The sequence below is a fragment of the Thermococcus sp. genome, assembly GCF_015523185.1.
Classification (GTDB): domain Archaea; phylum Methanobacteriota_B; class Thermococci; order Thermococcales; family Thermococcaceae; genus Thermococcus.
Genome location: NZ_WAKV01000022.1, coordinates 22023 through 45834, shown reverse-complemented (window position 1 = coordinate 45834; position 23812 = coordinate 22023). Strand labels below are relative to the sequence as shown.

Here is a 23812-nt window from a genome sequence, read left to right as displayed (position 1 = left end):
GATGGACGAGAGACTTTTGCTCGTCAGACAGCTCCTCGGGGAGGGGGATGTTGAAAAAGCCAGGGAAGTGGCACAGAAAATAGAAGACCCCTACTGGCGCTCCTACGCACTCAAATGGGTTTCAGAGGCCATAGCGGATAATCCCCCGAGAGCCATCGAGGTTGCAACCTCCATAGAGGAGCCAACCATAAGGGATGAAGCCCTTCGCTCCCTCGCCTATATGTTTTCCAGAGACGGGAGGTTCAAGGAGGCCCTCGAAACGGCCAGAAGGATTGGGAACGCCTTTCTCAGGAAGAAGGCCTTCCGGGCGGTTAGCAACTTTCTGGCGAGGGCAATAGCAACGAAGGGCATCGAGATTCGCCTGAGCGACCTAAAACTCGACGAGAGAGATTTAGAAGACCTAAAACCCCTCCCATACGGGATTGTCTATAAAGACGGCAAACTAATGCCCGGCTCTGTAGTTCATAGGATAAAAGGGGAGATAAAGACCGGGTTAGTTGAGAGAACCGAGAAAGCACCAAAATGGGAACCACCGAAGCCAGTTTTTGAGACAGAAAGGGAGCCCGAGAGCTACGTTTTTGAATACATCCAAAAACTAATCGAAGAGGGAGAGCTCGAAGAGGCCGAAAAACTCGCCAGAGGCCTACCAGAACCCTTCAGGAGCTTTTACCTTGAGGAAATAGGCGTGAAACTTTTCGAGAGCGGTGACGTAAGTAAGGCCGAGAAAGTTTTTGACGAGCTGGAGTCCTCCCAGGCCCTTGGTTCGCTTCTCGCGAGGGAGAACGTCCAAAACCCGGAACTCGTTCTGAAATACCTGGAAAAAACCCACAACCCAGTAACGAGGCTGATGGTAGCCTACGAGGTCACAAAGGAGAGGGGCATTGATAGGGATTTCCTGAGGAATGTCCTCATCTGGGCCACCGATGGCTGGAAAAGAGGTAGAATTCTCAAGTTCCTCGCCTTTGAGATGCTGGAGGAAGCCAAGAGGAGAGGCGACGAGAGGCTAAGGAGAATCTCAAGGGAGCTCTTTGAACTTGGTATGAGTGTTGAGAGAAACGAGGTTTAACTGGCGCCCCGGCGGGGATTTGAACCCCGGACCTCGAGGTCCGCAGCCTCGCGCCCTATCCAGACTAGGCCACCGGGGCACTGCCCTCTAACCCTTTTGGGACAGTGTTTATAAATTTAACCTTTCTAATCCCGTCGCTCCAAACCGAAAAATTTATAAACGCTCTCCTGATGAGTTAGTATCGGGCCTGTGCGGTGGTAGTCTAGCCTGGCTAGGACAGCGGCCTGCCACGCCGCTGGCCCGGGTTCAAATCCCGGCCACCGCACCAGCTTTTTTCAAAATCTGAGCTTTCTGAGCCGAGCAAAGCCAAATAAGCCAAGCCAGCAGCCTCGAAAAAAGAGCTGAGCTGATAGCCTCTTTTGCGAATCTGAGCGAGCAGAGCCGAGCTTATCTTTATGTGAACATCAACTCGATGACTCATTCTCCACACCTCCACAGTGTGTTCACAGTACGAACATATTGGGCCGCTGGCCCCCTATATCTTTTACTATTCGATTATCAACAATCAGCGAGAAAAGAAACGAGAAAAAACGGAGGAATGGACGGCAAATCAACGGCGGCGTCGTCTGCTCTTTTCATCCTCTTCAAGACCCAAATGACGCTCTACTTTCTTCGCAATGGCAAAGGTTTTGTCTGTGTAGCTCTTGAGATCATCAAGCTTGTCAGAAAGCTTCTTTATATCCTCTTCACAATCAACAAGGCGTCGGTCGAGGTCATCTACTTTCTCTTCAAGCGTTACGATATCTGTTCTCAATGTCTTGATTTCTTCAATAATTCCATCGACAACTTTTTTCAACTCCTCGATTTCTGCCCTCTTCTCGTCCTTTTCCCGTTTCTGCTCCTTTTCGAGGCGTTCAACTCGGGCATAAAGCTCGTCTATCTCCTCCTCAACGACGTAGAGTCTCCGTGATGCTGTTCTCAGCTTCTTGTAGAGTACTTCAAACTCGTCGTTTTCGAGCTGTTGTTTCTCCTCCGCCACGATGAAATCACCATAATAAAATCAGAAGAGAAAAGAAAAGGGTTACGGGGCGGGGGCAACGTAGACGACGTCGATGAAGTCGTCAAGCAACTCGTCACTCGTCACAACGCGCCGCTTCAAATCAGCTGCACCGCCCTCCTCGCCCGCCCCCTCGCTCTTTTCAGTGAAAACAACCGCAGCAAGCTCTTCTATGAACAATTTGAACACGTCGAGCTTCTTCTGATTCGTCGAGAACACGCGCACCGCCACCGCGTCGAAAACCGATTTCAGCGGGCTGTATGGGACAATCACGAGGGAAATGCCCTTCTCGCGCGCGTAGCTCTCGAGCGCGTGCTTGTCGTAGTCTGAAACGTCTGCAATGATTACGTAGACGAACTTGACGTTCTTGTATTCGCTCCCCGCCTCCGCCAAGCCCCTGCGCAGGAATTGAATGCGGTCGAGGCCGAAGGAAACGTATTTTTGCCGGGCGGAGCCGCCATACGTGTTTATCTCACCCAAAACAAGACCCGTTACTCTTTTTTGCTCTGGATCGTAGATTGTAGCGTAGAAATCAAAGCTCAGAAAAATTTTCTCGATTTCATCGGCGGGGAAGTTGAAGTGCACTTGAGAGAAGTTTATGAACTCGCTCTCTTTCATGATACCAGCCTGCTTGAACTTCTCTGTGAAAAAGAAGTTTTGATAGAAGCTGAAGAGCGTTGAAATCACAGCGTCGCGCATTGCTGCTGCAATATCGACGTTCGCGTTCTCAATACGCGCGTTCAGGTTCCTCGTCGCGTACTTCATGAACTGCTCGATTACACGAGCTGATTTTACACGGGCATCGTGCAGGCTTTCAACGAAGATTTGACGTTCTGACTTACGCATCGTGCACCACCAGTAAAATAAGACAAAAATAGTAATAAAACTGGAATAAATGACAAACATGCGAGGGGTGTGTTGACAACCTTACTTTTTTTCGTGATTTTTGTATCAAAGAGGTCGTTCTACGATGAAAAATACACAAGAAATGAAACCGCACGAATGTATACATTTGCATATATAGAAGGGGGTGGGGTGTCAAGTGTCACACGTCACACGAACAAAATCGATGCCGCGCCCCAACCCTTCTTCTCAAGTCACAAACTTTGTGTGACGTGTGACATGTGACGTTCGAGTGAACCTACCTCGTTCGAAAATTTTTCGAAATAAAGCTTTCGCTGTCGAAAAAGTTTGTGTGACAACCCTCGCATTCTATAATAGAAGAGAGAAAAAGGTGATTGGCGCTATTCTTCGCCCCCGCTCTCTTCAAAATCCTCGAGGGCCTCGATCATCGCTTTGAGTATCTTCTTGAACTCACGGGAGTACTTGTAAACGTCGTCTTTCTTATACAAGAGTCCCGCGACGCGCATATCTTTTACGACGCGATTATAGATTTTTACGTAGTTGTAGAAACTGTAACCATCGCCGCGCCGCTGTTCTTTGAGGATTTCGTCAGCGCGGGCTTGGGACTCATTATTGAGCTTCGTCGTGCTCATATAACCGCGCTGATCGATGTAATACTCGCGAACGTCGCTCAAATCGACGCCCTCATACTCCTCAACGAACTCGCAGACTGTCAAGAACCAATCCTCGACCGCAAAACCTTCCCGCGCCGCCTTTTTCAACAGAAAAATGAACATCGAGCGGCGTACTGGATGTTCAGGGTAGAATAATCCTGCGAGGCGCTCGACGTCGTCGGGTTTGTGTTTTTTCGTGTCTTCGCTCAAATGAAGTTTTGCGTAGTATGTTTTCTTCACGTGTTCCACCCCCACATCGAGAACCGTCATATAATAGTTGCTTCTACTGATATAAAATTGTGGTATATGTTCGTGATAGACCCCCTGTGCTCGGTGAGTGAACCCGGGAACTCTTATAGAAAAGTTCTTTCTATATCACCCCTGTGTCGGACACAACCCGGGTCATTCATCGAACATTTCTGAAGAAAAACAAACTCGAATGATATAGAAAGAAACGTTCTATAATCAATCATTTCGATAGCAATCATCTATACAAACCAGTGACAGAAAAGATTATATCAAAAAGATAACAAAAATACCATCGGTGATCCCATATGGATCAAAGGAGTGGTCACAAGCCCTACAATGATATTATAGAAATGGAAGTAGTAGATCTACTTCGTTTTTATGGTTTTACTGCAACAGCAGAAGCCCCGGTAAAAATACCTGAGGGTGGTTGGGGCCGTGTTGATGTCGCCGGAAGAAAAGGAAACATCTCCGTCGGTGTTGAGGTTGTTGTTACTGGCGACGTGGCAAGAGATGCGAAGAAATTATCTATGAACCCATTTGATTACAGATATATCATAGCAACAAAATATCCAAAGCAGGTTGATGAAATCATTGTCAATGGAAAAAGAATAAAAGTTGTTGATAGCGTCCAGTCTTTTGAACACGAACTCCGTAGGGATCTTGGAATACCTCCAGATTATCCATACTTTTCGAGAGCAAACAAAGAAAGACCCCCGGAAGTTTTTGTTGGTGCCTCGGAGAGAGAAATCAACCATATAATTGAAGAGCTCGAGGAATACGGTCTTGAGAACTTTGCTGACGATGTCTTGAATGCACTTGGAATGGTTTATATTTCGAGGGACCTCCCCGTGGAAGTCCGCGTCCATTACAATCCAATGACCGGGCCAACGGCCCCAAATGAGTACGAGAGTGTAAATATAAGACCACAGGTTCTATCTATTCTCCAACGACTCAATTTGGTTGATATCTCAAGGAAAGGGACAGGATACGCCAGGAAAGCCTTTGCAAGCCCGAGCGAAAGAGGCCTGAAAGCTGGACACGAGCTTATTCTCAAACGTATCAGAGAGCACAAGGCGGAGCTTGAGGAACTCGCCAGAGAATATGGCGATAAGCTATGGATAATACTTTATGGGTCGCTTTGGTATAGACCGGATCACTTCTCACTTGAGGTCGTTCTCAAAGAATACGAGTACACACCAACAACAGGCGGTGGATATACCAAAAAGGAGGATCCAATACTCAAGGCGGCAAAGAGTGCGAGAGTGCTCGGTAGGTATGACTATTTTGATCTGGACTATATGGAGCCTCCCGAGAACCCAAGTATCTTGATGTTCTCGAACTTCCTCGTGAAAACAACATTGAGAGACGATGCTCTCAGACTCTTCAGTGAACTTGAAAGATATGGCCTGGCCATGCAAGATACCGAATGGGATTCCCGTGCCAGGCCAATATATGACGTCTTCAAAGCCCCAATAGAGGTCTTTCAGTATCTCGCAACAAAGACAAAACGCCCGGCCAACCTTGGGTATTATGCGCAGAAGTTTGGTGTACTTTACACCATACTCACAGTCGGTAACTTATACGATGCGGGCGTGGCCAGAAGGGAATACGAGGAACTTCTGCAAAAGCTGGAATTGAATGAAAGTGCGGTTGCGGAAGTACTCGCAGACATGAATAAGCGTGGCATCACGTCTCGGTTGATAACTGACCCAGGGAAGGCCCCATTCATCGTCCTTGACAGAAAGGGCTTTGAGGATTATCTCAAGTTCAGTCTCGCAACAATAGCGGATTATTTCAGCTCGAGGGGGTGATGGTGTGGAAGATTCTGAGTTGCAGGAAATGAAGAGGAAACTTGAAGAGATAGAAAGGCACAATAGAGAAATGAAAGAGGATATAAAAGAAATAAAGGAAATGCTGCAGGAAATCAAGGACGTTCTACGTGAGGGCCTCAAAGTCGAAGAAAAGAAGGGTTTCTTACCTTGATTTTCTATTTTGAGGCTTATCGTAACTTATTCAACTTTCCGCTCAAGCTTCTTCACAATCGCATAAACGCGCGCGAGGTGTCTGCTCTTCATGTTCTGCGCGTCGTAATCGATTGCCTTCTTGATTCCAGCTACGTCCTTCTCGATTTTCTCGAGGCGGGCGAGGACGAGGCGCCCCTCCGCGTCCTCTGCCGCTCCAAAGGCGCGGTAAAGGTCATCAAGCTCGTCGAGCGCGTAAATAACTTTTTGCTCAAGCTCGCGTATTTTTTGCTCGCAATCGTTCATACCGCATCACCGTAAAATAATGATAAATATGAAATAAATGTTCACGGAGAAAAGAAAATGGGTCAGGGGAAGAATTTTCTGTAATAATATTCAGCGCGATCGCGGTATAGCTTTTGAAGCTCTTCTTCCTCGCGAATGTTCTTGATAACGTCATATTCGTCGCGCGGGAACATTCTGCGCTTCTCAATCGCGCGTTCCTTTTCAGATATTATTTCATCGAGATACATGCCGCCCACCTCGATAATTCCATGTCACCAGACGTAATAAACTTATTTGTTCATATATAAAAATGTTTTAGCGAGATAAAAGTAATTAGGAGTGTCAAAAAAGAAAAGTCAAATGGGAATGGCCTCGAAATCCTCTGAATCCACTTCGAGCGGCTTCTTTTTGAAAAGGGCGGCGGCTATGGAAACGCTGAGCGGAATCAAGCGCAGTCGCTTGTTCTTTCTGAAGTGCCAGTACGCCAGCCAGGCGACAACCACGTATCTGAAATCCCGCCAGTCCGCGTTTTTGAACAGTTCTACGACCTGTCGAAGTGCTTCGGGGGGTATACTTTTTTCAATGACAAGCGTTCGCTTCGCCATGCTTCCAGCGCCCTCCAATACAGTTCTTCAAGCCTGTCAGCTATTTTCTGACGATACAGGACGTCCACATCCTCGTCATCCCGTAAAACCGTCAGCGCGTCCGCCAGGGCGAACAGGTCGTCCGTCCTGACGCGCATTCAGACCATCTCCCAATACAAGCGCTTCAGTGTCTTTATCTCCGCCCTCAGCCTGTCCGTTTCGCCCTTTACCACTTTTTCAGGGTTGAACTGCGCCCAGAACAGCTCGTCCTCTTTCTGTTGTATGAGTTTCTTGATTTCGTACGGGAGGTATGTCATAGCTCCCACGCCCCCATAGCGTCGTAGTAGCGCTTTCTGAGCACTTCGAGGGCGCCCTCGACGTCGAAACCCGTAGCCGCCGCCCAACGCAGGACGCTTTCCTCCTCGTCGGGCCGCAAGGCTTTTATATATTCTTTCTTACTCTCCATGTCGCCCACCTCGTATCTCTTCAACTCCGAAAGCAAGTCAAAGGGGCCGGGTCCACCGACCCCAATTTTACTACTCAGGAAAGGAAATAAAATTTTAGGATGGACAAGATATTGTATTTTCGCGCCCTGCATTTCGACCACCAATATAGTATAGTAAACAATATAATAAAACTGGATTTTTGAAAGGCATGGGACACATCGATACTCATACGGGTATGTTGTCGCTGATGTATTTCGCAACGCGGGAGTAGTAGATTTTTGTCATTTCGAGCATGTCAAGGTAGTGTTTTGCTCCAACTGAGCGAATAGAGCGCCCCTGCCAGTAATCAACTACGTCAGTGGGTATTTCAAGGCGACGGGCGGTCGTGTAGAACCACTTCCTGATTGCGTTGAAAAGTACGCCTTTTTGGTTGAGTTTGTGCACCTGGTTGGCGGAAAGCGTTGTTCCGTGCTTCTGAATCGCCAGGGCGAGCTGGGCGGGACACACGCACACGATTGCTTTCTTTGTGTTGTGCTGTATGTTCAAATCGAGTACTGCTATGTTTCCAAGCTTTTTGAACTCCGTGCCCGCCGCGAGGCGGTTGAACGCCTCAAGGGCGTGGATTTTCCTCAATCCGCTATAAACCACAAGCTTGAGGTAAAGCTCTTTTGTCTTGTCGTTCTTTATTTGCGCTTTTCTGAAGAGCTTTCTTATATCCGCGTCGCTGTAAATGCGGGTGTCAACGCCTGTCTGTGGCAACTCAACGATTTTCCTGAACCGCCCGGCTTCGTACTCGTCTATGTATCCTTCTTCCTCCAAAAACCGTATGAAAGCACGGAGCGCCAAACGGTCGTTTTTGCTTCCTTGCATCGCCCGCTCGAGGTCCTCCACCGTCCAAATCCTCGAGATGGTTCTTATATACCGCTTTTGCTGTTTCTGCTGTAGCTTTGTTGTCCAAATCCACTCTTCAAATTCGCTCTGCTTGCGCTTTATTTCGCTCAAAAGTTTTGCTTTCAGCTCCGCTTTACTATTGTGACGCTTTGCTTGCTCTGTTTCCGATTTCCAACTGCCACGCCGCTGGCCCGGGTTCAAATCCCGGCCACCGCACCATTACAAACTTTTGCCTGTGCGAAGTTTAATTAAGGTTCGTGATTCTTGGCTGAAAGCTTCTTATGGCAGGATTTCTCTTTAAAGTGTCATTTATGGGTGGATTCTTTTTGAAGAGTGTTTTTTGGATGGGTTCTAGCTTTTTAACGCTCCGAAGGAGCGCGGCGAGAGTGAACCTCTCAAGAGGGGACTCTCCAGCAGAATCCGCCCGTTAATACTCCAAATTTATCGTGAAATCCTTTTAGGTACGGGAGCCTTAATGAAGAATCACGAACTTTGATGAAACTTTGTAATGCAAAGTCTCGCGTTAACGGAAAGAGTGCGTGCGTTTCTGAAAATGCAGAATTTTCAGGGGTTATCTACCGAGGGTCATTTCCCAGTGTTTGCTCTCCTCAAGGTGCCCGAAAGTCACCAGAATAAAAGTGTAAACCTGTTTAAAGGCTTCTTTTGGAAACAACCCCTTATTCAACGGAAATTTGAAACGGGCACGCTGGTACAATCCATCAAATTGCAAGAGAGAGTCTCTTTAGGTCACGTTTTTTTCTAAAAGCTTGCTTACAAAGTTTGTTAAAAAGAGAACAAAAATGAAGCTTTCAAGCCCTCAACTTCGCCAGGGCGTCCTCCGCCGCCTGAAGAATCTGGTAACCAACGGGTGAAGCCGTCAGGAGTGGGTGAGTGGCTATCTGCAGGGTGTAAAGCTCGCTGGCGGTGAGCCTCTTCTGTATCGCCAATGCCAATACGTTTATCATCTCCCCGACGCTCTTACCTCCGGCTATCTGGGCGCCGAGGATGGCTCCCCTGTCGCGGGAGAATATAAGCTTTACCGTCACCATTGAGGTGTCCGGGAACTTCGCCGGGTGCCTGTCCGGGCCCTTGCCATAGCCAACTATGACCTCGAAACCTTCTTCTCTAGCCTTTTCTTCGGTTAAGCCAGCGGCCGCAAGGGTAAGGCCCGCCACGTGGGTAGAGTAGGCACCTATCGTCCTCCTGTTCTCCCTGACAATCTGGAGCTTGAAGAGGTTTGCACCGGCAATTCTAGCCTCAAAGGTGGCCGTCGAGGCAAGCATGAGGGGGTATGGCTTTCCGGTGAAGAAGTCCCTGTGCTCAACGCAGTCGCCAACCGCGAAGATGTCAGGGTGAGAGGTTCTCATGTACTCGTCGGTCCAGATACCATAGCGAGTGACCTTGAGACCGGCCTTAACGGCGAGCTCGACGTTGGGGCGATAGCCCGTTGAGAGGATTACCAAATCCGCCGGAATCTCGCTCCCGTCGAGAAGCCTGACCCTCTCCACCTCCCCGTCCCCTTCAAACGTCTCAACCTGACCGTGGACGACCTTAATTCCCGTTTCCTTAAGCCTCTCCTCGACCATCTCGCTGAACTCCGGGTCAAAGGAGCTCCTTAGCAGTCTGCTCCTGACAACGAGGGTGACGTCCTTGCCGAGCTTCCTTATCTCGTCGCCCACCTCAAGGGCAATGAAACCGCCGCCCACGATTACGATTCTCTCAGCTTCCTTAACTTTCTCGCGGAGCTTTTTGAGGTACTCATAGTCCTTGGGGACTGTGTATATCCCATCGAGCTCAACTCCGGGAAAATCTGGCTTTACCGGTCTGGAACCCGTCGCTATGACGAGTTTTTCCCAGGCTATCTCCCTCCCGGACTTCGTCCTGAGAACCTTTCCCTTGGGGTCAATGTCCGTGACCTCGTCGGTTAGCAGGTCAACCCCCAGGGGCTTTAAAAACCTCTCAACAGGCAATACATCATCGTCAACACTCTCCAGAGTCCCAAAGATGTAGGGGATTCCACATGGAATCATGCCGACCTCTTCCTTCTTGATGACCAGGACGCTCTTATCGGGGTAGAACTTCTTGGCCGAAATCGCTGCCGTCAGACCCCCGGCGGAGGCACCTATAATCACGACATCGTACTTCATTCCCATCACCGGGGAGAATTAGGTCGCCCTACTATTAAACACTTTCTTTAACCTTGAGTTTCCAACGTAAGCACCTTTTAGAGGGAGAATGAAAAGAAAAGAACATCACCCGCCCGTTGCACCCTTGAGGGCATCCTTGCACGGACAGCGACGTTCCTTCGGAATGTGCTCGACGGCTTTCATGAGGAGGAGCTTTATCTCCTCGCCCTTCTGGGCCATCAGTTCAACTACCTCGGTGTGAGTGAGCTTCTCCTTGCTTATTCCTGCGGCGTAGTTTGTCACGATGGCAACGCTCGCGTAGCACATCTCAAGCTCCCTCGCGAGAACGGCCTCGGGACACTGGGTCATGCCAACGACGTCCGCACCGAGTATCTTTAAGGCCCTGATTTCGGCCCTTGTCTCGAACCTCGGCCCCTCCATACAGGCGTAGGTTCCGGTGGGGTGATAGGTGAAGCCAAGCTCCTTTGCGGCGGTGATTAGGGCCTTCCTGAGCTCGGGGCAGTAGGGGTCGGTGAAGTCCACGTGGGCAACGAACTTCCTGTCGTGCGGGCTGTCCTCACCGTCGTAGAAGGTGTAGTGCCGGGTTTTTGTGAAGTCCATCAACTGGTCGAGGATTACGAAGTCGCCTGGCTTCATGTCGAGATTGAGCGAACCGACTGCAGAAGTCGCCAGAATCCTCTCAACGCCGAGCTCATGGAGAGCCCAGATGTTGGCGTGGTAGTTTATCTTGTGGGGCGGAACACTGTGCTTTTCGCCGTGTCTGGGGAGGAACGCTATTTCCTCGTCCTTGTACGTTCCAACCTTGACCCTAACGGTTCCGTAAGGCGTTTCAACTACCTCTTCCCTTATGTTTTCAAGCAGTTTCGGGTCGTAGACACCAGAGCCCCCAATAATCGCTATCCTCGGCATGGTATCACCTGAAAAGAGAATTGAAGGAAGGACTTTAAAACCTTAGCTGGTCTCCCACAGTTTGCGCTGTGCCTCTGCTCTCTCCTCGATGTCCTCCTTCAGCTCGCCACCGGCCTGAACTTCAAGGACTTTGGCAAGGATTTCGCTGAGAAGCCAGGAACCCCAGCGGGGGTCCTTGACCTCAAGGGACGCATCAATCGCTCCGTCAACGTCGTTCTCCTTGAGCTTCTCAACGGCAATGCTCCCGAAGGCCAGCGAGCGAAGGTATGGGTCGGTGACCTTCGAAGCGAGCTCCCATGCATCATCATAGGCGTGGAGCTTCGACAGGTAGCGGACCGCCTTGACGATTATCCTCTCCCTGTCGGTTTCAGAGCCGATTCTCTTAACGAGTTCGCGATAATTGCTACTTGGCTCCCTTTCAAGAAGGGAATCAAGTATCGAGTTCATAACGAGCTCTTTCTCGTCGCCGATTAGCCTATCAATCAGTCTCTCAAGGAGCTCAGGCCTGTCAAGAACGGCCTGCACAACTGACCTTAGAAGGCTGGGGCGAAACTCGCGCGGAACCTTTGAGAGCACCCCTATTACGAAGTCCACCTCTCCCTGCGAGGCCACACCAACAAGGAACGACATCAAAACCTCAAAGTCAACCTTGGACGATATGCTGAGGGCGACGTCAACGAACTTCTCGTAGGTTCCCTCAGGAACATTGGCCTTTTTAAGGTGAACGGCCACCGCCTTCATAGCTTCACCAAGCCAGTACTCGCTCCTGAACTCGGAGAGCACCCTTATGGCACTGCCAAACTCCTCCCTGTTGAGGTGTTCTTTGAGAACCTCGTAAGCAGCTATTGAGTGCCAGGGCTCGTCCTCAATGAGCTCGAGAATAAGCCTAGCCTTCCTGAGGTTGCCAGCTCCAATGTAATTGTGGAGAACCCTAAGAAGGGCATCGTTGCGCTTAACATTGTTCTCAATCTCCTTGGCGTAGAAGAAGGCGTCGTCAATCCTGCCGAGTTCCAGAAGTTTGTGTACGAGCTCCTCAAGCATCTCATCCCTAAGCGGTTGGGGGAACGTTTTAATTGATTCGTAAGCCTGAACAAACGTTTTGGTCGCGCTCTTGGAGCCGGTCTTCCCGAGAAATGTGGCGACCTCAATGAGGGCCTTTACAAGGAGAACCGGGTTATCAATTGATGCCACAGCTTTAAGGGCTCTTGTGAAGGCTTCTCCATAGCGCGGGTTTTTCATCCTGTGCATATAATATCCGATTCTCGCGTAGGTTATGGCCCTTAGGTATGGGTCTTTGATGCTTCTCGCTAAATAGAGTGCCTCATTGGAAAGGTCAACAGGCATGCTTCCACCGAGTCAGATAAAACAGGATCCTATTTATGACTTCCGGCCAGAGTCAGAAGTTGTAAGACAAAAGACGAAATCAGCCCATCTCATCGTAAACGACACCGACAACCTCGCCGTCATCAAGTGACACGAAGCTGACCTTCGTTTTCTTTCCGGTTTTGGGGTCAACAACAACAAAGTCCGGCCTGAGAAGGTATTTGCTTGAGGGCATTTTCCACACGTCGCCATAGTGGATGCTCATCTCTCTCAAAAACTTCTTGGGGTCGCGTTTAATAATCGTCGACATACCACTCACCACAGATATATACAACTTCAAAGTATAAAAAGCTTTCTGATAGACATTCGTTAAAAATAATATCGACAATCAGCGAAGACACGGGTTGAGGCACAGTAGGGAACTCATTGGGACGCCGATTTCCCTCGCTATCGCAGGACACTTAGCCTTCAGCAGGAAGAAAATCCTGGAATCATTAAGCTCGCTGAGGGTTTCAAAGTTGGCCTGCCCCTTGGCTATTATGACATCCACCGAGTGAAAGACCTTAAGAAACTCATCCGAAACGTGTTCAATAGGCGTTCCGGGCAACCGTGAGCCCGTCGAGATTACCTCCGCGAGCTCTTCAAAGCCCGCATTGACCAAGTCATCAACGGTTGCGTCGTTTATTATCGGGCCTTCCTTTCCAGCCACGGTAACTCCGAGATGAGGGAACTCCTCAAGTAGTCGCTCAATGAAAAGCCTGTCAAAGTATATTTCACCGCAATTGTCCACAAGGTATAGGAGATTTTTCGCATGCTTAAGCCTCTCAAAAAGTTCATCGCTGTGGTCTATGTAAAGGTCACCTTCGAGAACCTGCTTTATATCCCCCTCAAGCTTCTCGGGGTTATAACCGGTCGAGAAGTCAACAACATTACCGGCTATTGCCAGCTTTAACGCTATCCTCATGTCAGCACCACTGAAGTGACCAACGAGCCTTTTTGCAACCTCATTGGAGACCCTCTTGTAGTTCTCAAAGGGGTCGTCGTTCCCGATAAAGCCGTAGAGGTCAAGGAAAAGAAGGCCACCGACGACAGCCGGAATGGAATCCTCAGAGAAAAGCTCCGAGGCACTCTTCAGCGAGAACAACATTGCCCTCCTGCGGGAGGCTTCATCAGTCAGACTCATCTCGATTATCTTCTGACACTGGTTTACAGCACATGCAATGCACTCGTGATGAATCCTCATAGTATCACCGGAAGGAAATAGAAAAAGCCTTTAAATAATTCACCCGAGCATCTCGACGTACTCGAGTTCCTCGGGAATGGGCTTCCTCCTCTTTTTCTCCCGCATGAGCATGTACTCATACATGGCCATCGGCCAAATCATGTCTCTCACCCCCTTCCCATTCTCTCCATAATGTTATAGGCTTTTTCCGGTTTAAAAAGGTTTTCAGCGCTGTTTTTGGCAGGAATGACATTTTCAGAGTTATGCTCGCTCAAAAAATGTCTTAGGGCGGTTTTTGGACTTTAATGCTCATATTTGTTCAGAAAGCAGGGATATAAAATCCTCATTTCAAGAAAATGCATGCATTTATACAGGGATTGCCCACCCAACCGTTTATAAACTTCTCAACAATCATAGTAGCGGTGGTGAGATGGCGTTAGAAAAGCTCGGAAAGGCCCTCAACAATGCACTTAAAAAACTCGCCCGTTCCGGAACCGTTGATGAGGCAACGATAAATGAAGTGGTCAGGGACATCCAGAGGGCCCTCCTGCAGGCGGACGTCAACGTTAAACTGGTCCTACAGCTCACGAAGACGATACAAAAAAGGGCCCTTGAGGAGGAACCACCCGCGGGTGTAAGCAGGAAGGAGCACATAATCAAGATAGTTTATGAGGAGCTCACAAAGTTCCTCGGAACCGAGGCGAAGCCCCTCGAGATAAAGAAGAAGCCAACAGTCCTGCTCACCGTAGGTATTCAGGGTTCAGGAAAGACGACCAGTGTGGCGAAGCTAGCTAGATACCTCCAGAAGAGGGGCTACAAGGTCGGCGTCGTCTGCTCCGATACCTGGCGTCCCGGAGCCTACCATCAGCTCAGACAGCTCCTTGACCCCTACGGTATTGAGGTCTTTGGAAATCCGGAGGAGAAGGACGCGGTTAAGCTCGCGAGAGAGGGAGTTGAGCACTTCCGCGAGAAGGGCGTTGATGTTATCATCGTGGACTCAGCGGGGAGGCACAAGGAAGAAAAAGGACTAATCGAGGAGATGAGGCAAATAAGCGAGGCAATAAAGCCCCATGAGGTCATCCTTGTCATAGACGGGACCATTGGCCAGCAGGCCTACAACCAGGCACTGGCATTTAAGGAGGCAACCCCTATAGGCTCGATAATAGTGACGAAGCTCGACGGAAGCGCGAAGGGTGGAGGTGCCCTCTCGGCGGTGGCCGCGACCGGTGCGCCGATTAAGTTCATAGGAGTCGGCGAGAGGATAGACGATTTAGAACCCTTTGACCCCAAGCGCTTCGTGTCAAGGCTCCTCGGCCTCGGTGACATTCAAGGCCTCTTGGAGAAGATTGAAGAGCTCCAGAAACAGCAGGAGTTCAAGGAAGAGGACGTGGAGAAGTTCCTCAAGGGTAAGTTTAACCTCAAGGACATGTATGCCCAGCTTGAAGCGATGCAGAAGATGGGACCGCTAAAGCAGATACTCCAGATGATTCCGGGCCTCGGCTACTCCCTGCCCGATGACGCAATAAAGATTGGTGAGGAGAAGCTGAAAAGATACCGTGTGATTATGGACTCCATGACAGAAGAGGAGCTTGAACACCCAGAGATAATCAACTACTCAAGGATAAAGAGAATAGCCAGAGGTTCCGGAACCAGCACCGCTGAAGTCAGAGAGCTTTTAAACCAGTATAACCAAATGAAGAAGATGTTCAAGAGTATGAACAAAAGAAAACTCGCCAAGATGGCCAAAAAATTCAACCTTGGGGGGTTTGGGATATGATTGAGGCCTTTGTCTTGATAGTTGTTAATCCTGGAAACGAAGAGAAAGTCTATGAGAAGCTCAAGGATGACCCCCGGGTCAAGGAGGCGTACAGGGTTTACGGGGAATATGATATAATCCTTCGCGTTGAAGTCCCGACCATTGACGACTTGGACAAGTTCCACGACGAAACTCTCAGAAAAATAAAGGAAATCGAGATGACCGAAACTCTGATAGCCAGCACATATCGGGGGTGAACTGGTGAAAAGATGGGTCGCGACCATTGATTTAGAAACACTTGAAGTGGACTACGACCCATCTTTTAAATTTAAATGCGTTGAAAACTGTGGCAAATGCTGTTATGAGCTTGAAATTCCCCTACGGGATGAGGATATAGCCAAAATTGAGGAGCTCGGCTACAACGCCTGGGAGTTCATTGACCATGAGAAGCTCTTCTACCGTGGCGACAAGTTCCTAGGCTACGCAATAAGAAAGAGACCCTTCGACGGGGCGTGTATCTTCCTCGACCCCGAAACGAAAAGGTGCAGAATCTATAGCCACAGGCCCCTCGCCTGCAGACTCTATCCATTTATCTTCGTTAAACATGGAAAAAAGATGGAAATCTACGTGAAGGAGGACTCTTTCTGCCCCGGACTTAGCCATCCTGCGGGAACACCCGTAACCAAGGAATTTCTCCTGAGGGAATACGGGGATGTCATAGAGAGCTACCGCCGAAAGGTTCTCGGATGAACCGAAACGTATTTATACATTTTCTTGTTAAACCACGGGCACATGGAGGTGAGAGAATGAGTCAGCTAAAGTCCGTCCAGGAAAAGCTTAGACTCATCAGGGTTTTAAGGCTACTCAAGAAGAGCTACACCTACGACGAGCTGTCAAAGATAACGGGGCTACCCATAACCGTTCTGAACAGGTACGTTCGTGGAAAGGTTCTGCCAAGCGCTGAGAGAACCAGAGAACTGCTTGAACTCCTGTTACCTTACATAAACCTAGAGGAGGAAGTGAAGAAAAGAATAAAGTTCGATGAGCGGGGGTTCTTCGACAACATGCCTGTTCTAAGCGATACGGCATTGATGAGCCTCATAGCTGAGGAAGTAGCTGGGAGATACCTCGACAAGGACGTTGACAAGGTTCTAACAGCCGCAACCGACGGAATAGCCCTCGGCGTTCACATAGCGAGGGAACTCGGCGTTGATATCGTGTACGCCAAGAAGAAGAAGGAAGTCGGTGTCGAGAGGTTCTACGAGGTCAGCTACGTCCCAAGCGCATCTGGGACGGTCATGACCCTCTACCTGCCCCAGTGGGCACTGAAGAAGGGAGAGAACGTCCTCATAGTTGACGACGTCATAAGGAGCGGAGAGACCCAGAGGGCCCTTGTGGAAATGACTCGGCAGGCGGGTGCAAAGCCGGTAGGCATGTTCTTTCTCATAAGCGTCGGCGACATCGTGGAGAAACTCCGGGAGGAATACGAGTTCCCTGTTGAAAGCCTCATAAGGTTGGATTGAAATGAAGGGCTTCATCTACAACGCCGAGGGGCTGAGCCTGCCGATAGAGTTCGCCCCCGGCGTTCCCTTCAAATTTAAGTGTAGTGAGGAGGAGTGCGGTAAGACGGTTGTCATAGAGGGTATTGTGGTGGAGGTGGGGGAGGAGGAATTCACCAAAGTTTTGGAAAGAACAATTAGGAAGAACCCAGACTTCAGGAAGATAAGAGAGATAACCTCAAGGAGGTACGTCTTCAGGGGAAAGGTGAACGGGAAAGAAGTAGAGCTCCCGGTCGAGAGCTTTGAGGACTTCGCCAAGCGCTTCTTGGAGGACGTTCTAATCCTCAAGGGGTAGCCTAGGCTCTTCTTTGACCACCTGCATGGCAACGCTCGTGTTAGTCTTCTCAACACCATCGAGCGAAAGAAGCCACTTGACGAAGCGGTTCATATCGGCCCTGTCCCGGAACTTCGCTATGACGAAGATGTCGAATTCGCCCGTTATGTCATAAACCATCATTGCCCTCGTTTTCTCGGCAATCTGGCGCTCTATCTCGGCTATCTTCCTTCCCTGTGCTTTAATCCCTATAAGTGCAGTCAAGCCGAAACCGAGCTTCTCGTAGTCGAGAACAGGGGCGTAACCCTTAATAACACCTTCTTCCTCAAGCTTTCTAATCCTGTTGTAGATAGTCCCAACTGCAACGTTCAGTTCCCTAGCTATCTCCCTGTAGGAGAGCCTCGCGTTCTTTTGGAGGAGAGAGATTATCCTGAGGTCGAGCTCGTCAACCATACCCCTCACCGCATAAAGTAAACCGTAAACTTTAAATATCCTATCCTTGAGGGGATTAGCGGGCAGTGGACCGGTAGCCTAGCCAGGATAGGGCGGCGGCCTCCTAAGCCGCAGGTCCGGGGTTCGAAGCCCCGCCGGTCCGCCAGCTACAAACTTTGCCTGCGCGAAGTTTGACTAAGGCTTGTAATTCCATTTCAAAGGGCGATTTTAGGAGTGTTTGAACTATAAAAAATCTTTAAACTAGGAGTTTATCCCAAAACTCCTCCTTCAGGCAAGGTTTACCCCTTAAAAAGCACTCCTTCGAAGCGCGGGAAAATCGTAAAACCTAATACAAATGTTTCCTGATAAGAAATTCAAGCTTCAAGAGGCCATTCAAAAATATAAACACTCACAAAAGAACAGAACACTTAAAGAATCACAAACTTTGATGGAACTTTTCACTGCAAAGTTTCAGCGCTGGCGGAAGATTAGGTGCCTTTCTTGAGCGTGTCCTTGTTTCAAGTGAGGTTTCCTCTTTATTTGCTCCTTTGATTAGTAAAACAAAAGGAGGTGAAACAGATGATAGAAGACGCCCTCCTACTATACCTAGAGAGCATAAACAGGGAAAATAAGAGCAGAAAAAGAAGGAAAAAGATTCTCCCCTTCTGACCGCTCTCCTTTGGACACTCCAATATTTTGGATTATGGGCACTCCGAAACGTTTAAATACTCTGGATTTTTTAGTTTCTTTTGGTAAGAAAAAATGGGGGTGATATCATGGTATACGTGGCCGTTTTAGCTAACATAAACGGTAACCTTCCAGCTTTGGCCAAAGCCCTCGAAAAGATAGAGGCCCTTAAGGAGGAAGGATACGAGATTGAGAAGTACTACATTCTTGGAAACGTTGTAGGACTATTCCCGTATCCGCGGGAGGTTCTTGATGCTCTTGATGACCTTATCAGGAACAACACCGTCAAGGTCATCAGAGGCGAGTTTGACCAAGTGATAGCGGCCAGCGACCCCCACGCAGAGGGGCCGGATTACATTGACAAGCTCAACTATCCAGATTACGTCAAGAAGGCCCTCAAGTACACCTGGGAAAACCTTGGACATGAAGGCAGGGAGTTCATAAGGGACCTGCCGATTTATCTGGTGGACAAGATTGGCAAGAACGACATCTTCGGCGTCTACGGGAGCCCACTGAACCCCTTCGAGGGACAGGTTCTCCCGGACCAGCCGACAAGTTACTATGAGGCCATAATGAGGCCTGTGAAGGACTACGAGATACTGTTCGTTGCGTCACCGAGGTACCCAGTCAACGCCATGACCCGTTATGGCAGGGTAATCTGTCCGGGAAGCATTGGTTATCCACCAAGCAAGAACCACAAGGCGACATTCGCTCTGGTTGACGTTGACACACTTCACGCAAAGTTCATCGAGGTGGACTACGAAAAGGAGAAGAAGCTAGTAGAGGAGAAAATCAAAAGGGAAGGCCTTCCGGAGGAACTCATCAAGATTCTCTACCGCGGGAAGGTTTGATTTTTCTTCATCCTTTTTTAAAACCCAAATAAAAGCCTGCAACAAAGGCACTCGTCCCGGGGAGGATTCCAAGAACCTTCTGACCGGCGCTGACAACCTGCTGAGCGATGTTGTTCGTCAGGTTGAAAAGCTTGTCCGTGTTTATAGTTATAACACCCTTCTGCTGGAGGTAGAAAAGGCTAAGAATGTAGGCCCCAATCAGTGCCATAGCCAGTTTCATCAGTTTTTTAAATGCATAGCCTGTCACGAAACCCACAACAGCACCCACGCCAATATCGCTAAACATAGCATTTATGTTGAACTCCATGGCCCATCCCAACGGTGCTTAGTATGACTGTGTATAAAACCTTTCCCCAAAACGCTTAAATTACATGCTTCCAAAATATTTACAAGACATAAAACAGGTGGGAGCATGACGACGCCGATAGAGAGGTTGAGGAATAAAGTCACAAAGGAGGTCCTCTGGCTCTACATCCTGAGGCTCCTCCAAGAGAGACCCATGTACGCCTATGAGCTAAAGGAACGCATAAAAGAAGCCTTTAATTTTGAACCTGCAACGGTAAGCTCATACGTTGTTCTCTATAAACTTGAAAAGGACGGCTACGTAACAGCTGAATGGCAGGAGAGCGAGACAGGAAAACCGGCCAGAAAGTACTATAGGCTCACGCCCAAAGGAGAGGAATTGCTAAAAGAGGGAATAGAGTTCTTGGAAGAAATGCTGAAAAAGTTGAAGAAAACCTAATCAGCGTCCTCCACCGCGTGGTTCTCGGGCCTTGGGGCGAAGCCCCTTGTAGCCACACTTCCTGCATTTTTTTGCGCCCCATGGGTTTGTTGCACCACAGCGCATGCAGATAAGCTTTCTAAAGATTCTTGCCTCAGCCTCGGGAAATCTCGCCATTTCAACCACCTCAAATGACCTTGACGGGTTTCCTTCACGAAAGGACTTTTAAAGGTTTGGTGCGGGGGACGGGATTCGAACCCGCGAAGCCCTACGGCACCGGATCTTAAGTCCGGCCCCTTTGGCCAGGCTCGGGCACCCCCGCGCGAGGAGATTAAAGTGGAAGGGGAGTTAAAAACCTTCCCCTCAGGTCCTCACAATTTTCATCTCAAAGTCCTCAACCGGGATCTTGAAGTCCTCCCTGCTCTCGATTTCTTTCCTGTTGTAGAGTATCTCCCTCGCGAGTATCCAGTAGATGAGCGCGAGTGCTTTCCTTCCCTTGTTGTTGGTCGGGATGGCGAGGTCAACGTAGCTGAGGAAGTTCTCTGTGTCAACGAGGGCAACAATCGGAATTCCAATCTCAACAGCCTCCTTCATGGCCTGGTGGTCGGCCCTCGGGTCGGTAACGATAATAACGTCCGGCTCAAAGAAGTTCTTGACCTGCGGGTTGGTCATTGTCCCCGGGAGGAAACGACCAGGAATTGCCCTCGCACCGGTGACCTCGCCGAACTTCTTAACCGGCTTCTGACCATAGAGCCTGACGCTAACCGCAAGGATACTCTCAGGGTCAAACTTGGCCAGGAACTTACCCGCTACACGAAGCCTCTCGTCGGTCTTCCTCACGTCGAGGACGTAGAGACCGTCCTGCCTAACCCTATAGATAAACTTCTTCATGTCTTGGGTCTTCTGCTGGGTTCCGATGTGGACACCAGCCGCTAGGTACTGGTCAAGTGGAACTAGATATTCCTCCATCTTTTCACACCTCCTCATCCTTCAAAGGTTATTATCCTGCCCCTTTCACCCAAATCCTCAGCTATTCTTATGAGCTCGTTCAGCCTGGCGATGGAGTCTTTGCGGAGCACCATCGCCGGGCAACGGAAACCCACCGCGAGGTGGGCAAGAGCCTCATCGGAGGACTCATAGCGAGCCTCCGAGAGGATTGGAGCGATTCTCTCCGACTTGGCGTCATTTATGAGGTTGTACAAGTCGGTGAGAGTACCAAGATTTATGGGTTTTATGGAGAGGGCATTATAGTAGCGCCTGTCGAGTATGTCCTTCTCGCGGAAGAGATACTCGCCATCAACAAAAACCCCATGGGTTCCGGCTATTAGCTCGAGGAAGAGCTCCTCATCGCCCAAGGGTTTTATGTAGGCGACGTTGTTGTCCTCAACCGTTGAGAGGACCGTTTCAATATCGAGTTCCCTCTTCTGAACCAAGCCAAGGGCTACCTCAAGGCCGAGTTCATTGGTTGCTTTTTCCGTGGCTTTAGAATATGCCCCAACGGTGTTATTATCGACGTTCTCAAGAACGCTGGTGAACGCATCAACAACATCGGTTATTTCCATCAAATCGCGAACCATCACATAGTAGTCAAAATCATCACCGTGACCGAGCTCAAGGATTGGGACTGGCAACTCAGTAGTAAAGGTCCCCCCGAGGTAGCTGTAGAGGGGGAGATTCTTCTCGCTGGCAGCGGCCTTCGCGGTGGCTATTGAGACAGCCAACGCAGTGTTGGCTCCGATGTGTCCAAAGTTTTCGGTACCGTCTATCTCCCAGAGGTAGCTATCTATCAGCTCCTGCTCAGTTGCATCGAAGCCTATAAGCTCGGGGCCGATTATCTCATCAACCTCGCTCACGGCCCGGTGAGCTTCGGCTATGTAAAGGGTAGGGTTCTCGTCTATTGGGGATGCGAACCTACCGAAGCCCGAGCTCGTGATAACGTCTACCTCAACAGAATATTTGCCGCCATTGAGCACTGCAACCCTGCCGACTATGTTCTCTATCACCGTCATTTTTCATCAGCTCGGCCTTATTACGGTTAGGGGTATTATTCCCTTCTCGAACTCCATGAGGGCCGCCTGGAGAGGTGTGATTCCCTCAGGGACGTCTATAAGTACGGGAGCACCCATGGCTATCTGTAACGCTCTCGCACCGATGATGCGGGCCTTTTCAAAGCGGGTATACTTAAACATACTTACCACCCCTTCCCCAACGCCTTCAAGAGAGGTTTTTTCAGTGAACGTAATGTTGGTGGGGCCGCCGGGATTTGAACCCGGGTCTCCGGCACCCCAAGCCGGGAGGATAGACCAAGCTACCCCACGGCCCCGCCCAGAATTGCGGTTTTTAGTAGACCTTATAAACCATTACCTGGTCGATGAGCTCCACGTGGCTGAGGAGCGTTCTCCTGCAGCAGTACCTCTCGACACCGAGGTCATCCAGCACTTTAGCAGGATCTTCCCCGGCCTCGACCCTCTTCTTGAACTCGTAGTATTTATCGGCCAGCACCTTTCCGCAGGTGAAACACCTGACGGGAACTATCATTTTCCACACCTCAAATTGTTAAAGGAAAGGCATCAACGGTAGGACTTCTGCCTCTTCGCTCTAGGACCTTTGGTTGAGCGGTTGGGCTTGTGGGGCTCGGTCCTTCTGCTGTCGCCAACGAGCATAGTCCTGTCGTACTTCATAAACTTTTCCTTCAGATTCATGTCATTGGTCCACTCAACGAGGGCCCTAGCTATGGCAACGCGCGCGGCCTCGGCCTGCCCCATGAAGCCACCGCCCTCGACCTTGACGTCAATGTCAACCTTGCTAACTATCTCCTCGCCGGCAAGGATGAGAGGCTCCATTATGGTGAAGCGCGCTATCTCAGGCTCAATTATCTCGACGGGCTTGTGGTTGATTCTCACCCTACCCTTTCCTTCCCTTATGGTAGCCCTCGCGATGGCCGTCTTCCTCTTTCCGGCAGTCTGGATGACCCTCATCTTTCTCACCTCAGAACTTTCCACCGAGGAACTTAGCAACCTCACCAACGGTGACATACTTTGGAGTCGAAAGCCTCGACATATGAGCCTCGCTTATGGTCTCAAGCTCCTTGCCCTCGAACTCCTTTGGAACGCCAACATAGACCCTGAGCCTTCTGAAGGCCTTCCTTCCGCGATCGGTCTTCCAGGGGAGCATACCCCTGACGGTTCTCCTGACAATCTCGTCGCTCCTCTTCGGGTAGAAGGGTCCTCTTCTCGGGTTGGTTCTGGTTCTGAGCTCGGTTCTCTGCTTGTACTTGGCGAATATGTCCTCCCTGTTACCGGTGATAATGGCCTTCTCGGCGTTGACTATGACGACCTCCTCACCCTCGAGGAGCATCTTGGCAACCTTCGAGGCGAGCCTTCCGAGTATGAGTCCCTCAGCGTTAATAATCCTCATGGCCCATCACTCCATTATGATTACTCCACTACCCTTCGGGTTCCTCCCCATAAGCTCCTCGATGGTTATGGCCTCTCCCCCGGCCTCGACTATCTTCTTCTTAGCAGTCTCGCTGAACTTCCAGGCCGCAACGGTGACCTTGTGCTCAAGCTTTCCTGCACCAAGAACGCTTCCCGGGACGATAACGATGTCTCCTTCCTTGGTGTAACGGTTTATCTTGCTGACGTTTACCTCAGCCCTCTGTCTTCTCGGTCTCTCAAGGCGCCAGGCAATGTCCTTCCATATCTTAACTCCTTCCTCGTTTGATTTCTTCCTGAGTGCCCGAATGAGCCTCCTCAGGTTAATATCGGTGGGTCCTGTTCTCTTGACCATGAACATACCTCCTCAACGCTCTCGCAGGGAAACCGACATGTGGACGGGGTGAGCGTTATGGTGCGGGGGCGGGGATTTGAACCCCGGAACCCCTACGGGACGGGACCCTGAATCCCGCGCCTTTGGCCAGGCTCGGCTACCCCCGC

The 23812-nt window shown here is 49.8% G+C and carries 34 protein-coding genes and 6 tRNA genes; 12 read left to right on the top strand and 28 right to left on the bottom strand.

The annotated features are described in order from the left end of the window. Position 1: 1 nt before the first annotated feature. Positions 2 to 1066, top strand: a complete 1065-nt coding sequence (locus tag F7B33_RS02700) for a hypothetical protein (protein ID WP_297072956.1) — start codon at positions 2 to 4, stop codon at positions 1064 to 1066. A 1-nt stretch (position 1067) separates the two neighbouring features. Here the strand turns inward: F7B33_RS02700 and F7B33_RS02695 are convergent. Beyond that, positions 1068 to 1145, bottom strand: a tRNA-Arg gene (locus tag F7B33_RS02695). A 112-nt stretch (positions 1146 to 1257) separates the two neighbouring features. On the opposite strand from F7B33_RS02695, the gene F7B33_RS02690 reads away from it, so the two are divergent. After that, positions 1258 to 1334, top strand: a tRNA-Gly gene (locus F7B33_RS02690). Between the two features lie 282 nt (positions 1335 to 1616). Here F7B33_RS02690 and F7B33_RS02685 read toward each other — a convergent pair. The 3 genes from F7B33_RS02685 to F7B33_RS02675 all read right to left on the bottom strand — a co-directional run bounded on the left by F7B33_RS02685 (position 1617) and on the right by F7B33_RS02675 (position 3850). Then, the gene (locus F7B33_RS02685) at positions 1617 to 2045 is read right to left on the bottom strand and encodes a hypothetical protein (RefSeq protein WP_297072953.1); all 429 of its coding nucleotides are present in this window, start codon (positions 2043 to 2045) and stop codon (positions 1617 to 1619) included. A 42-nt stretch (positions 2046 to 2087) separates the two neighbouring features. Then, the gene (locus F7B33_RS02680) at positions 2088 to 2909 is read right to left on the bottom strand and encodes a hypothetical protein (protein WP_297072951.1); all 822 of its coding nucleotides are present in this window, start codon (positions 2907 to 2909) and stop codon (positions 2088 to 2090) included. Between the two features lie 398 nt (positions 2910 to 3307). After that, on the bottom strand, positions 3308 to 3850 hold the full coding sequence (locus F7B33_RS02675) for a hypothetical protein (RefSeq protein ID WP_297072949.1): 543 nt from the start codon (positions 3848 to 3850) through the stop codon (positions 3308 to 3310). Positions 3851 to 4134: 284 nt separating this feature from the next. On the opposite strand from F7B33_RS02675, the gene F7B33_RS02670 reads away from it, so the two are divergent. Further along, positions 4135 to 5640 (top strand): hypothetical protein, encoded by a 1506-nt coding sequence (locus tag F7B33_RS02670; RefSeq protein ID WP_297072947.1) that lies wholly within the window; start codon positions 4135 to 4137, stop codon positions 5638 to 5640. Between the two features lie 4 nt (positions 5641 to 5644). Beyond that, positions 5645 to 5812: a hypothetical protein gene (locus tag F7B33_RS02665; protein WP_297072945.1), complete on the top strand. Its 168-nt coding sequence runs from the start codon at positions 5645 to 5647 to the stop codon at positions 5810 to 5812. A gap of 26 nt (positions 5813 to 5838) precedes the next feature. Here the strand turns inward: F7B33_RS02665 and F7B33_RS02660 are convergent, their stop codons facing one another. From F7B33_RS02660 to F7B33_RS02610, 11 genes are all read right to left on the bottom strand, one after another. Continuing rightward, positions 5839 to 6096 (bottom strand): hypothetical protein, encoded by a 258-nt coding sequence (locus F7B33_RS02660; protein ID WP_297072943.1) that lies wholly within the window; start codon positions 6094 to 6096, stop codon positions 5839 to 5841. Between the two features lie 62 nt (positions 6097 to 6158). Further along, positions 6159 to 6323, bottom strand: a complete 165-nt coding sequence (locus F7B33_RS02655) for a hypothetical protein (RefSeq protein WP_297072941.1) — start codon at positions 6321 to 6323, stop codon at positions 6159 to 6161. A gap of 108 nt (positions 6324 to 6431) precedes the next feature. Next, positions 6432 to 6680 (bottom strand): hypothetical protein, encoded by a 249-nt coding sequence (locus F7B33_RS02650; protein ID WP_297072939.1) that lies wholly within the window; start codon positions 6678 to 6680, stop codon positions 6432 to 6434. 137 nt (positions 6681 to 6817) lie between these two features. Beyond that, the gene (locus F7B33_RS02645) at positions 6818 to 6976 is read right to left on the bottom strand and encodes a hypothetical protein (RefSeq protein WP_297072937.1); all 159 of its coding nucleotides are present in this window, start codon (positions 6974 to 6976) and stop codon (positions 6818 to 6820) included. Continuing rightward, on the bottom strand, positions 6973 to 7266 hold the full coding sequence (locus F7B33_RS02640) for a hypothetical protein (protein ID WP_297072935.1): 294 nt from the start codon (positions 7264 to 7266) through the stop codon (positions 6973 to 6975). The genes F7B33_RS02645 and F7B33_RS02640 overlap by 4 nt, the downstream gene beginning before the upstream one ends. A gap of 64 nt (positions 7267 to 7330) precedes the next feature. Then, the gene (locus tag F7B33_RS02635; RefSeq protein ID WP_297072933.1) at positions 7331 to 7996 is read right to left on the bottom strand and encodes an integrase; all 666 of its coding nucleotides are present in this window, start codon (positions 7994 to 7996) and stop codon (positions 7331 to 7333) included. Positions 7997 to 8805: 809 nt separating this feature from the next. After that, on the bottom strand, positions 8806 to 10149 hold the full coding sequence (locus F7B33_RS02630; RefSeq protein WP_297072970.1) for an FAD-dependent oxidoreductase: 1344 nt from the start codon (positions 10147 to 10149) through the stop codon (positions 8806 to 8808). 99 nt (positions 10150 to 10248) lie between these two features. After that, positions 10249 to 11052, bottom strand: coding sequence for an S-methyl-5'-thioadenosine phosphorylase (mtnP, locus tag F7B33_RS02625; protein WP_297072930.1), 804 nt, complete (start codon positions 11050 to 11052; stop codon positions 10249 to 10251). 42 nt (positions 11053 to 11094) lie between these two features. Continuing rightward, complete coding sequence (locus F7B33_RS02620) at positions 11095 to 12396, bottom strand: hypothetical protein (protein WP_297072928.1); 1302 nt, start codon at positions 12394 to 12396, stop codon at positions 11095 to 11097. A gap of 79 nt (positions 12397 to 12475) precedes the next feature. After that, positions 12476 to 12685: a hypothetical protein gene (locus F7B33_RS02615; protein ID WP_297063704.1), complete on the bottom strand. Its 210-nt coding sequence runs from the start codon at positions 12683 to 12685 to the stop codon at positions 12476 to 12478. A gap of 78 nt (positions 12686 to 12763) precedes the next feature. Beyond that, positions 12764 to 13618, bottom strand: a complete 855-nt coding sequence (locus tag F7B33_RS02610; protein ID WP_297072926.1) for a damage-control phosphatase — start codon at positions 13616 to 13618, stop codon at positions 12764 to 12766. Between the two features lie 409 nt (positions 13619 to 14027). Here F7B33_RS02610 and F7B33_RS02605 point away from each other — a divergent pair, with 409 nt between their 5' ends. Genes F7B33_RS02605 through F7B33_RS02585 form a run of 5 tightly spaced genes read left to right on the top strand, consistent with a single transcriptional unit; the run spans position 14028 to position 17207 of the window. Then, positions 14028 to 15374, top strand: coding sequence for a signal recognition particle protein Srp54 (locus F7B33_RS02605; RefSeq protein ID WP_297072924.1), 1347 nt, complete (start codon positions 14028 to 14030; stop codon positions 15372 to 15374). Continuing rightward, complete coding sequence (locus F7B33_RS02600) at positions 15371 to 15610, top strand: Lrp/AsnC ligand binding domain-containing protein (RefSeq protein ID WP_297072922.1); 240 nt, start codon at positions 15371 to 15373, stop codon at positions 15608 to 15610. Before F7B33_RS02605 ends, F7B33_RS02600 begins: the two co-directional genes overlap by 4 nt. A 1-nt stretch (position 15611) precedes the next feature. Further along, entirely contained in the window at positions 15612 to 16103 is a 492-nt protein-coding gene (locus F7B33_RS02595) for a YkgJ family cysteine cluster protein (RefSeq protein WP_297072968.1), read from the top strand. 56 nt (positions 16104 to 16159) lie between these two features. Then, positions 16160 to 16876 carry a phosphoribosyltransferase family protein gene (locus F7B33_RS02590; protein WP_297063662.1) on the top strand — a complete coding sequence of 239 codons (717 nt, stop codon included), beginning with the start codon at positions 16160 to 16162 and terminating at the stop codon, positions 16874 to 16876. Between the two features lies 1 nt (position 16877). Then, positions 16878 to 17207, top strand: coding sequence for a hypothetical protein (locus tag F7B33_RS02585; protein ID WP_297063660.1), 330 nt, complete (start codon positions 16878 to 16880; stop codon positions 17205 to 17207). Here the strand turns inward: F7B33_RS02585 and F7B33_RS02580 are convergent. Beyond that, positions 17190 to 17639, bottom strand: a complete 450-nt coding sequence (locus tag F7B33_RS02580) for an Lrp/AsnC family transcriptional regulator (RefSeq protein WP_297063700.1) — start codon at positions 17637 to 17639, stop codon at positions 17190 to 17192. The genes F7B33_RS02585 and F7B33_RS02580 overlap by 18 nt on opposite strands. A gap of 67 nt (positions 17640 to 17706) precedes the next feature. Here F7B33_RS02580 and F7B33_RS02575 point away from each other — a divergent pair. Then, positions 17707 to 17784 (top strand) — tRNA-Arg (locus F7B33_RS02575). A 610-nt stretch (positions 17785 to 18394) separates the two neighbouring features. Then, complete coding sequence (locus F7B33_RS02570; RefSeq protein WP_297063658.1) at positions 18395 to 19156, top strand: metallophosphoesterase; 762 nt, start codon at positions 18395 to 18397, stop codon at positions 19154 to 19156. 7 nt (positions 19157 to 19163) lie between these two features. On the opposite strand, the gene F7B33_RS02565 is transcribed toward F7B33_RS02570, so the two are convergent. Beyond that, positions 19164 to 19463: an FUN14 domain-containing protein gene (locus F7B33_RS02565; protein ID WP_297063699.1), complete on the bottom strand. Its 300-nt coding sequence runs from the start codon at positions 19461 to 19463 to the stop codon at positions 19164 to 19166. A gap of 105 nt (positions 19464 to 19568) precedes the next feature. Here F7B33_RS02565 and F7B33_RS02560 point away from each other — a divergent pair, with 105 nt between their 5' ends. Continuing rightward, positions 19569 to 19898, top strand: coding sequence for a PadR family transcriptional regulator (locus tag F7B33_RS02560; RefSeq protein ID WP_297063656.1), 330 nt, complete (start codon positions 19569 to 19571; stop codon positions 19896 to 19898). On the opposite strand, the gene F7B33_RS02555 is transcribed toward F7B33_RS02560, so the two are convergent. The 11 genes from F7B33_RS02555 to F7B33_RS02505 all read right to left on the bottom strand — a co-directional run bounded on the left by F7B33_RS02555 (position 19899) and on the right by F7B33_RS02505 (position 23812). Then, positions 19899 to 20054 carry a 50S ribosomal protein L40e gene (locus F7B33_RS02555; protein WP_014122450.1) on the bottom strand — a complete coding sequence of 52 codons (156 nt, stop codon included), beginning with the start codon at positions 20052 to 20054 and terminating at the stop codon, positions 19899 to 19901. Between the two features lie 57 nt (positions 20055 to 20111). Continuing rightward, a tRNA-Leu gene (locus F7B33_RS02550) sits at positions 20112 to 20199 on the bottom strand. A gap of 41 nt (positions 20200 to 20240) precedes the next feature. Beyond that, positions 20241 to 20846, bottom strand: coding sequence for a 30S ribosomal protein S2 (rpsB, locus tag F7B33_RS02545; RefSeq protein ID WP_297063653.1), 606 nt, complete (start codon positions 20844 to 20846; stop codon positions 20241 to 20243). Positions 20847 to 20860: 14 nt separating this feature from the next. Beyond that, entirely contained in the window at positions 20861 to 21886 is a 1026-nt protein-coding gene (locus F7B33_RS02540) for a hypothetical protein (RefSeq protein ID WP_297063652.1), read from the bottom strand. A 6-nt stretch (positions 21887 to 21892) separates the two neighbouring features. Further along, complete coding sequence (locus tag F7B33_RS02535) at positions 21893 to 22066, bottom strand: DNA-directed RNA polymerase subunit K (RefSeq protein ID WP_042692889.1); 174 nt, start codon at positions 22064 to 22066, stop codon at positions 21893 to 21895. A 56-nt stretch (positions 22067 to 22122) separates the two neighbouring features. Beyond that, positions 22123 to 22200, bottom strand: a tRNA-Pro gene (locus tag F7B33_RS02530). A gap of 17 nt (positions 22201 to 22217) precedes the next feature. Next, complete coding sequence (locus F7B33_RS02525; RefSeq protein ID WP_297063650.1) at positions 22218 to 22415, bottom strand: DNA-directed RNA polymerase subunit N; 198 nt, start codon at positions 22413 to 22415, stop codon at positions 22218 to 22220. 32 nt (positions 22416 to 22447) lie between these two features. Further along, positions 22448 to 22855, bottom strand: coding sequence for a 30S ribosomal protein S9 (locus F7B33_RS02520; protein ID WP_015859569.1), 408 nt, complete (start codon positions 22853 to 22855; stop codon positions 22448 to 22450). Between the two features lie 10 nt (positions 22856 to 22865). Then, positions 22866 to 23294 carry a 50S ribosomal protein L13 gene (gene rplM / locus F7B33_RS02515; protein ID WP_297063647.1) on the bottom strand — a complete coding sequence of 143 codons (429 nt, stop codon included), beginning with the start codon at positions 23292 to 23294 and terminating at the stop codon, positions 22866 to 22868. A 6-nt stretch (positions 23295 to 23300) separates the two neighbouring features. Then, positions 23301 to 23666: a 50S ribosomal protein L18e gene (locus tag F7B33_RS02510; protein WP_297072919.1), complete on the bottom strand. Its 366-nt coding sequence runs from the start codon at positions 23664 to 23666 to the stop codon at positions 23301 to 23303. 58 nt (positions 23667 to 23724) lie between these two features. Continuing rightward, positions 23725 to 23812, bottom strand: a tRNA-Leu gene (locus F7B33_RS02505).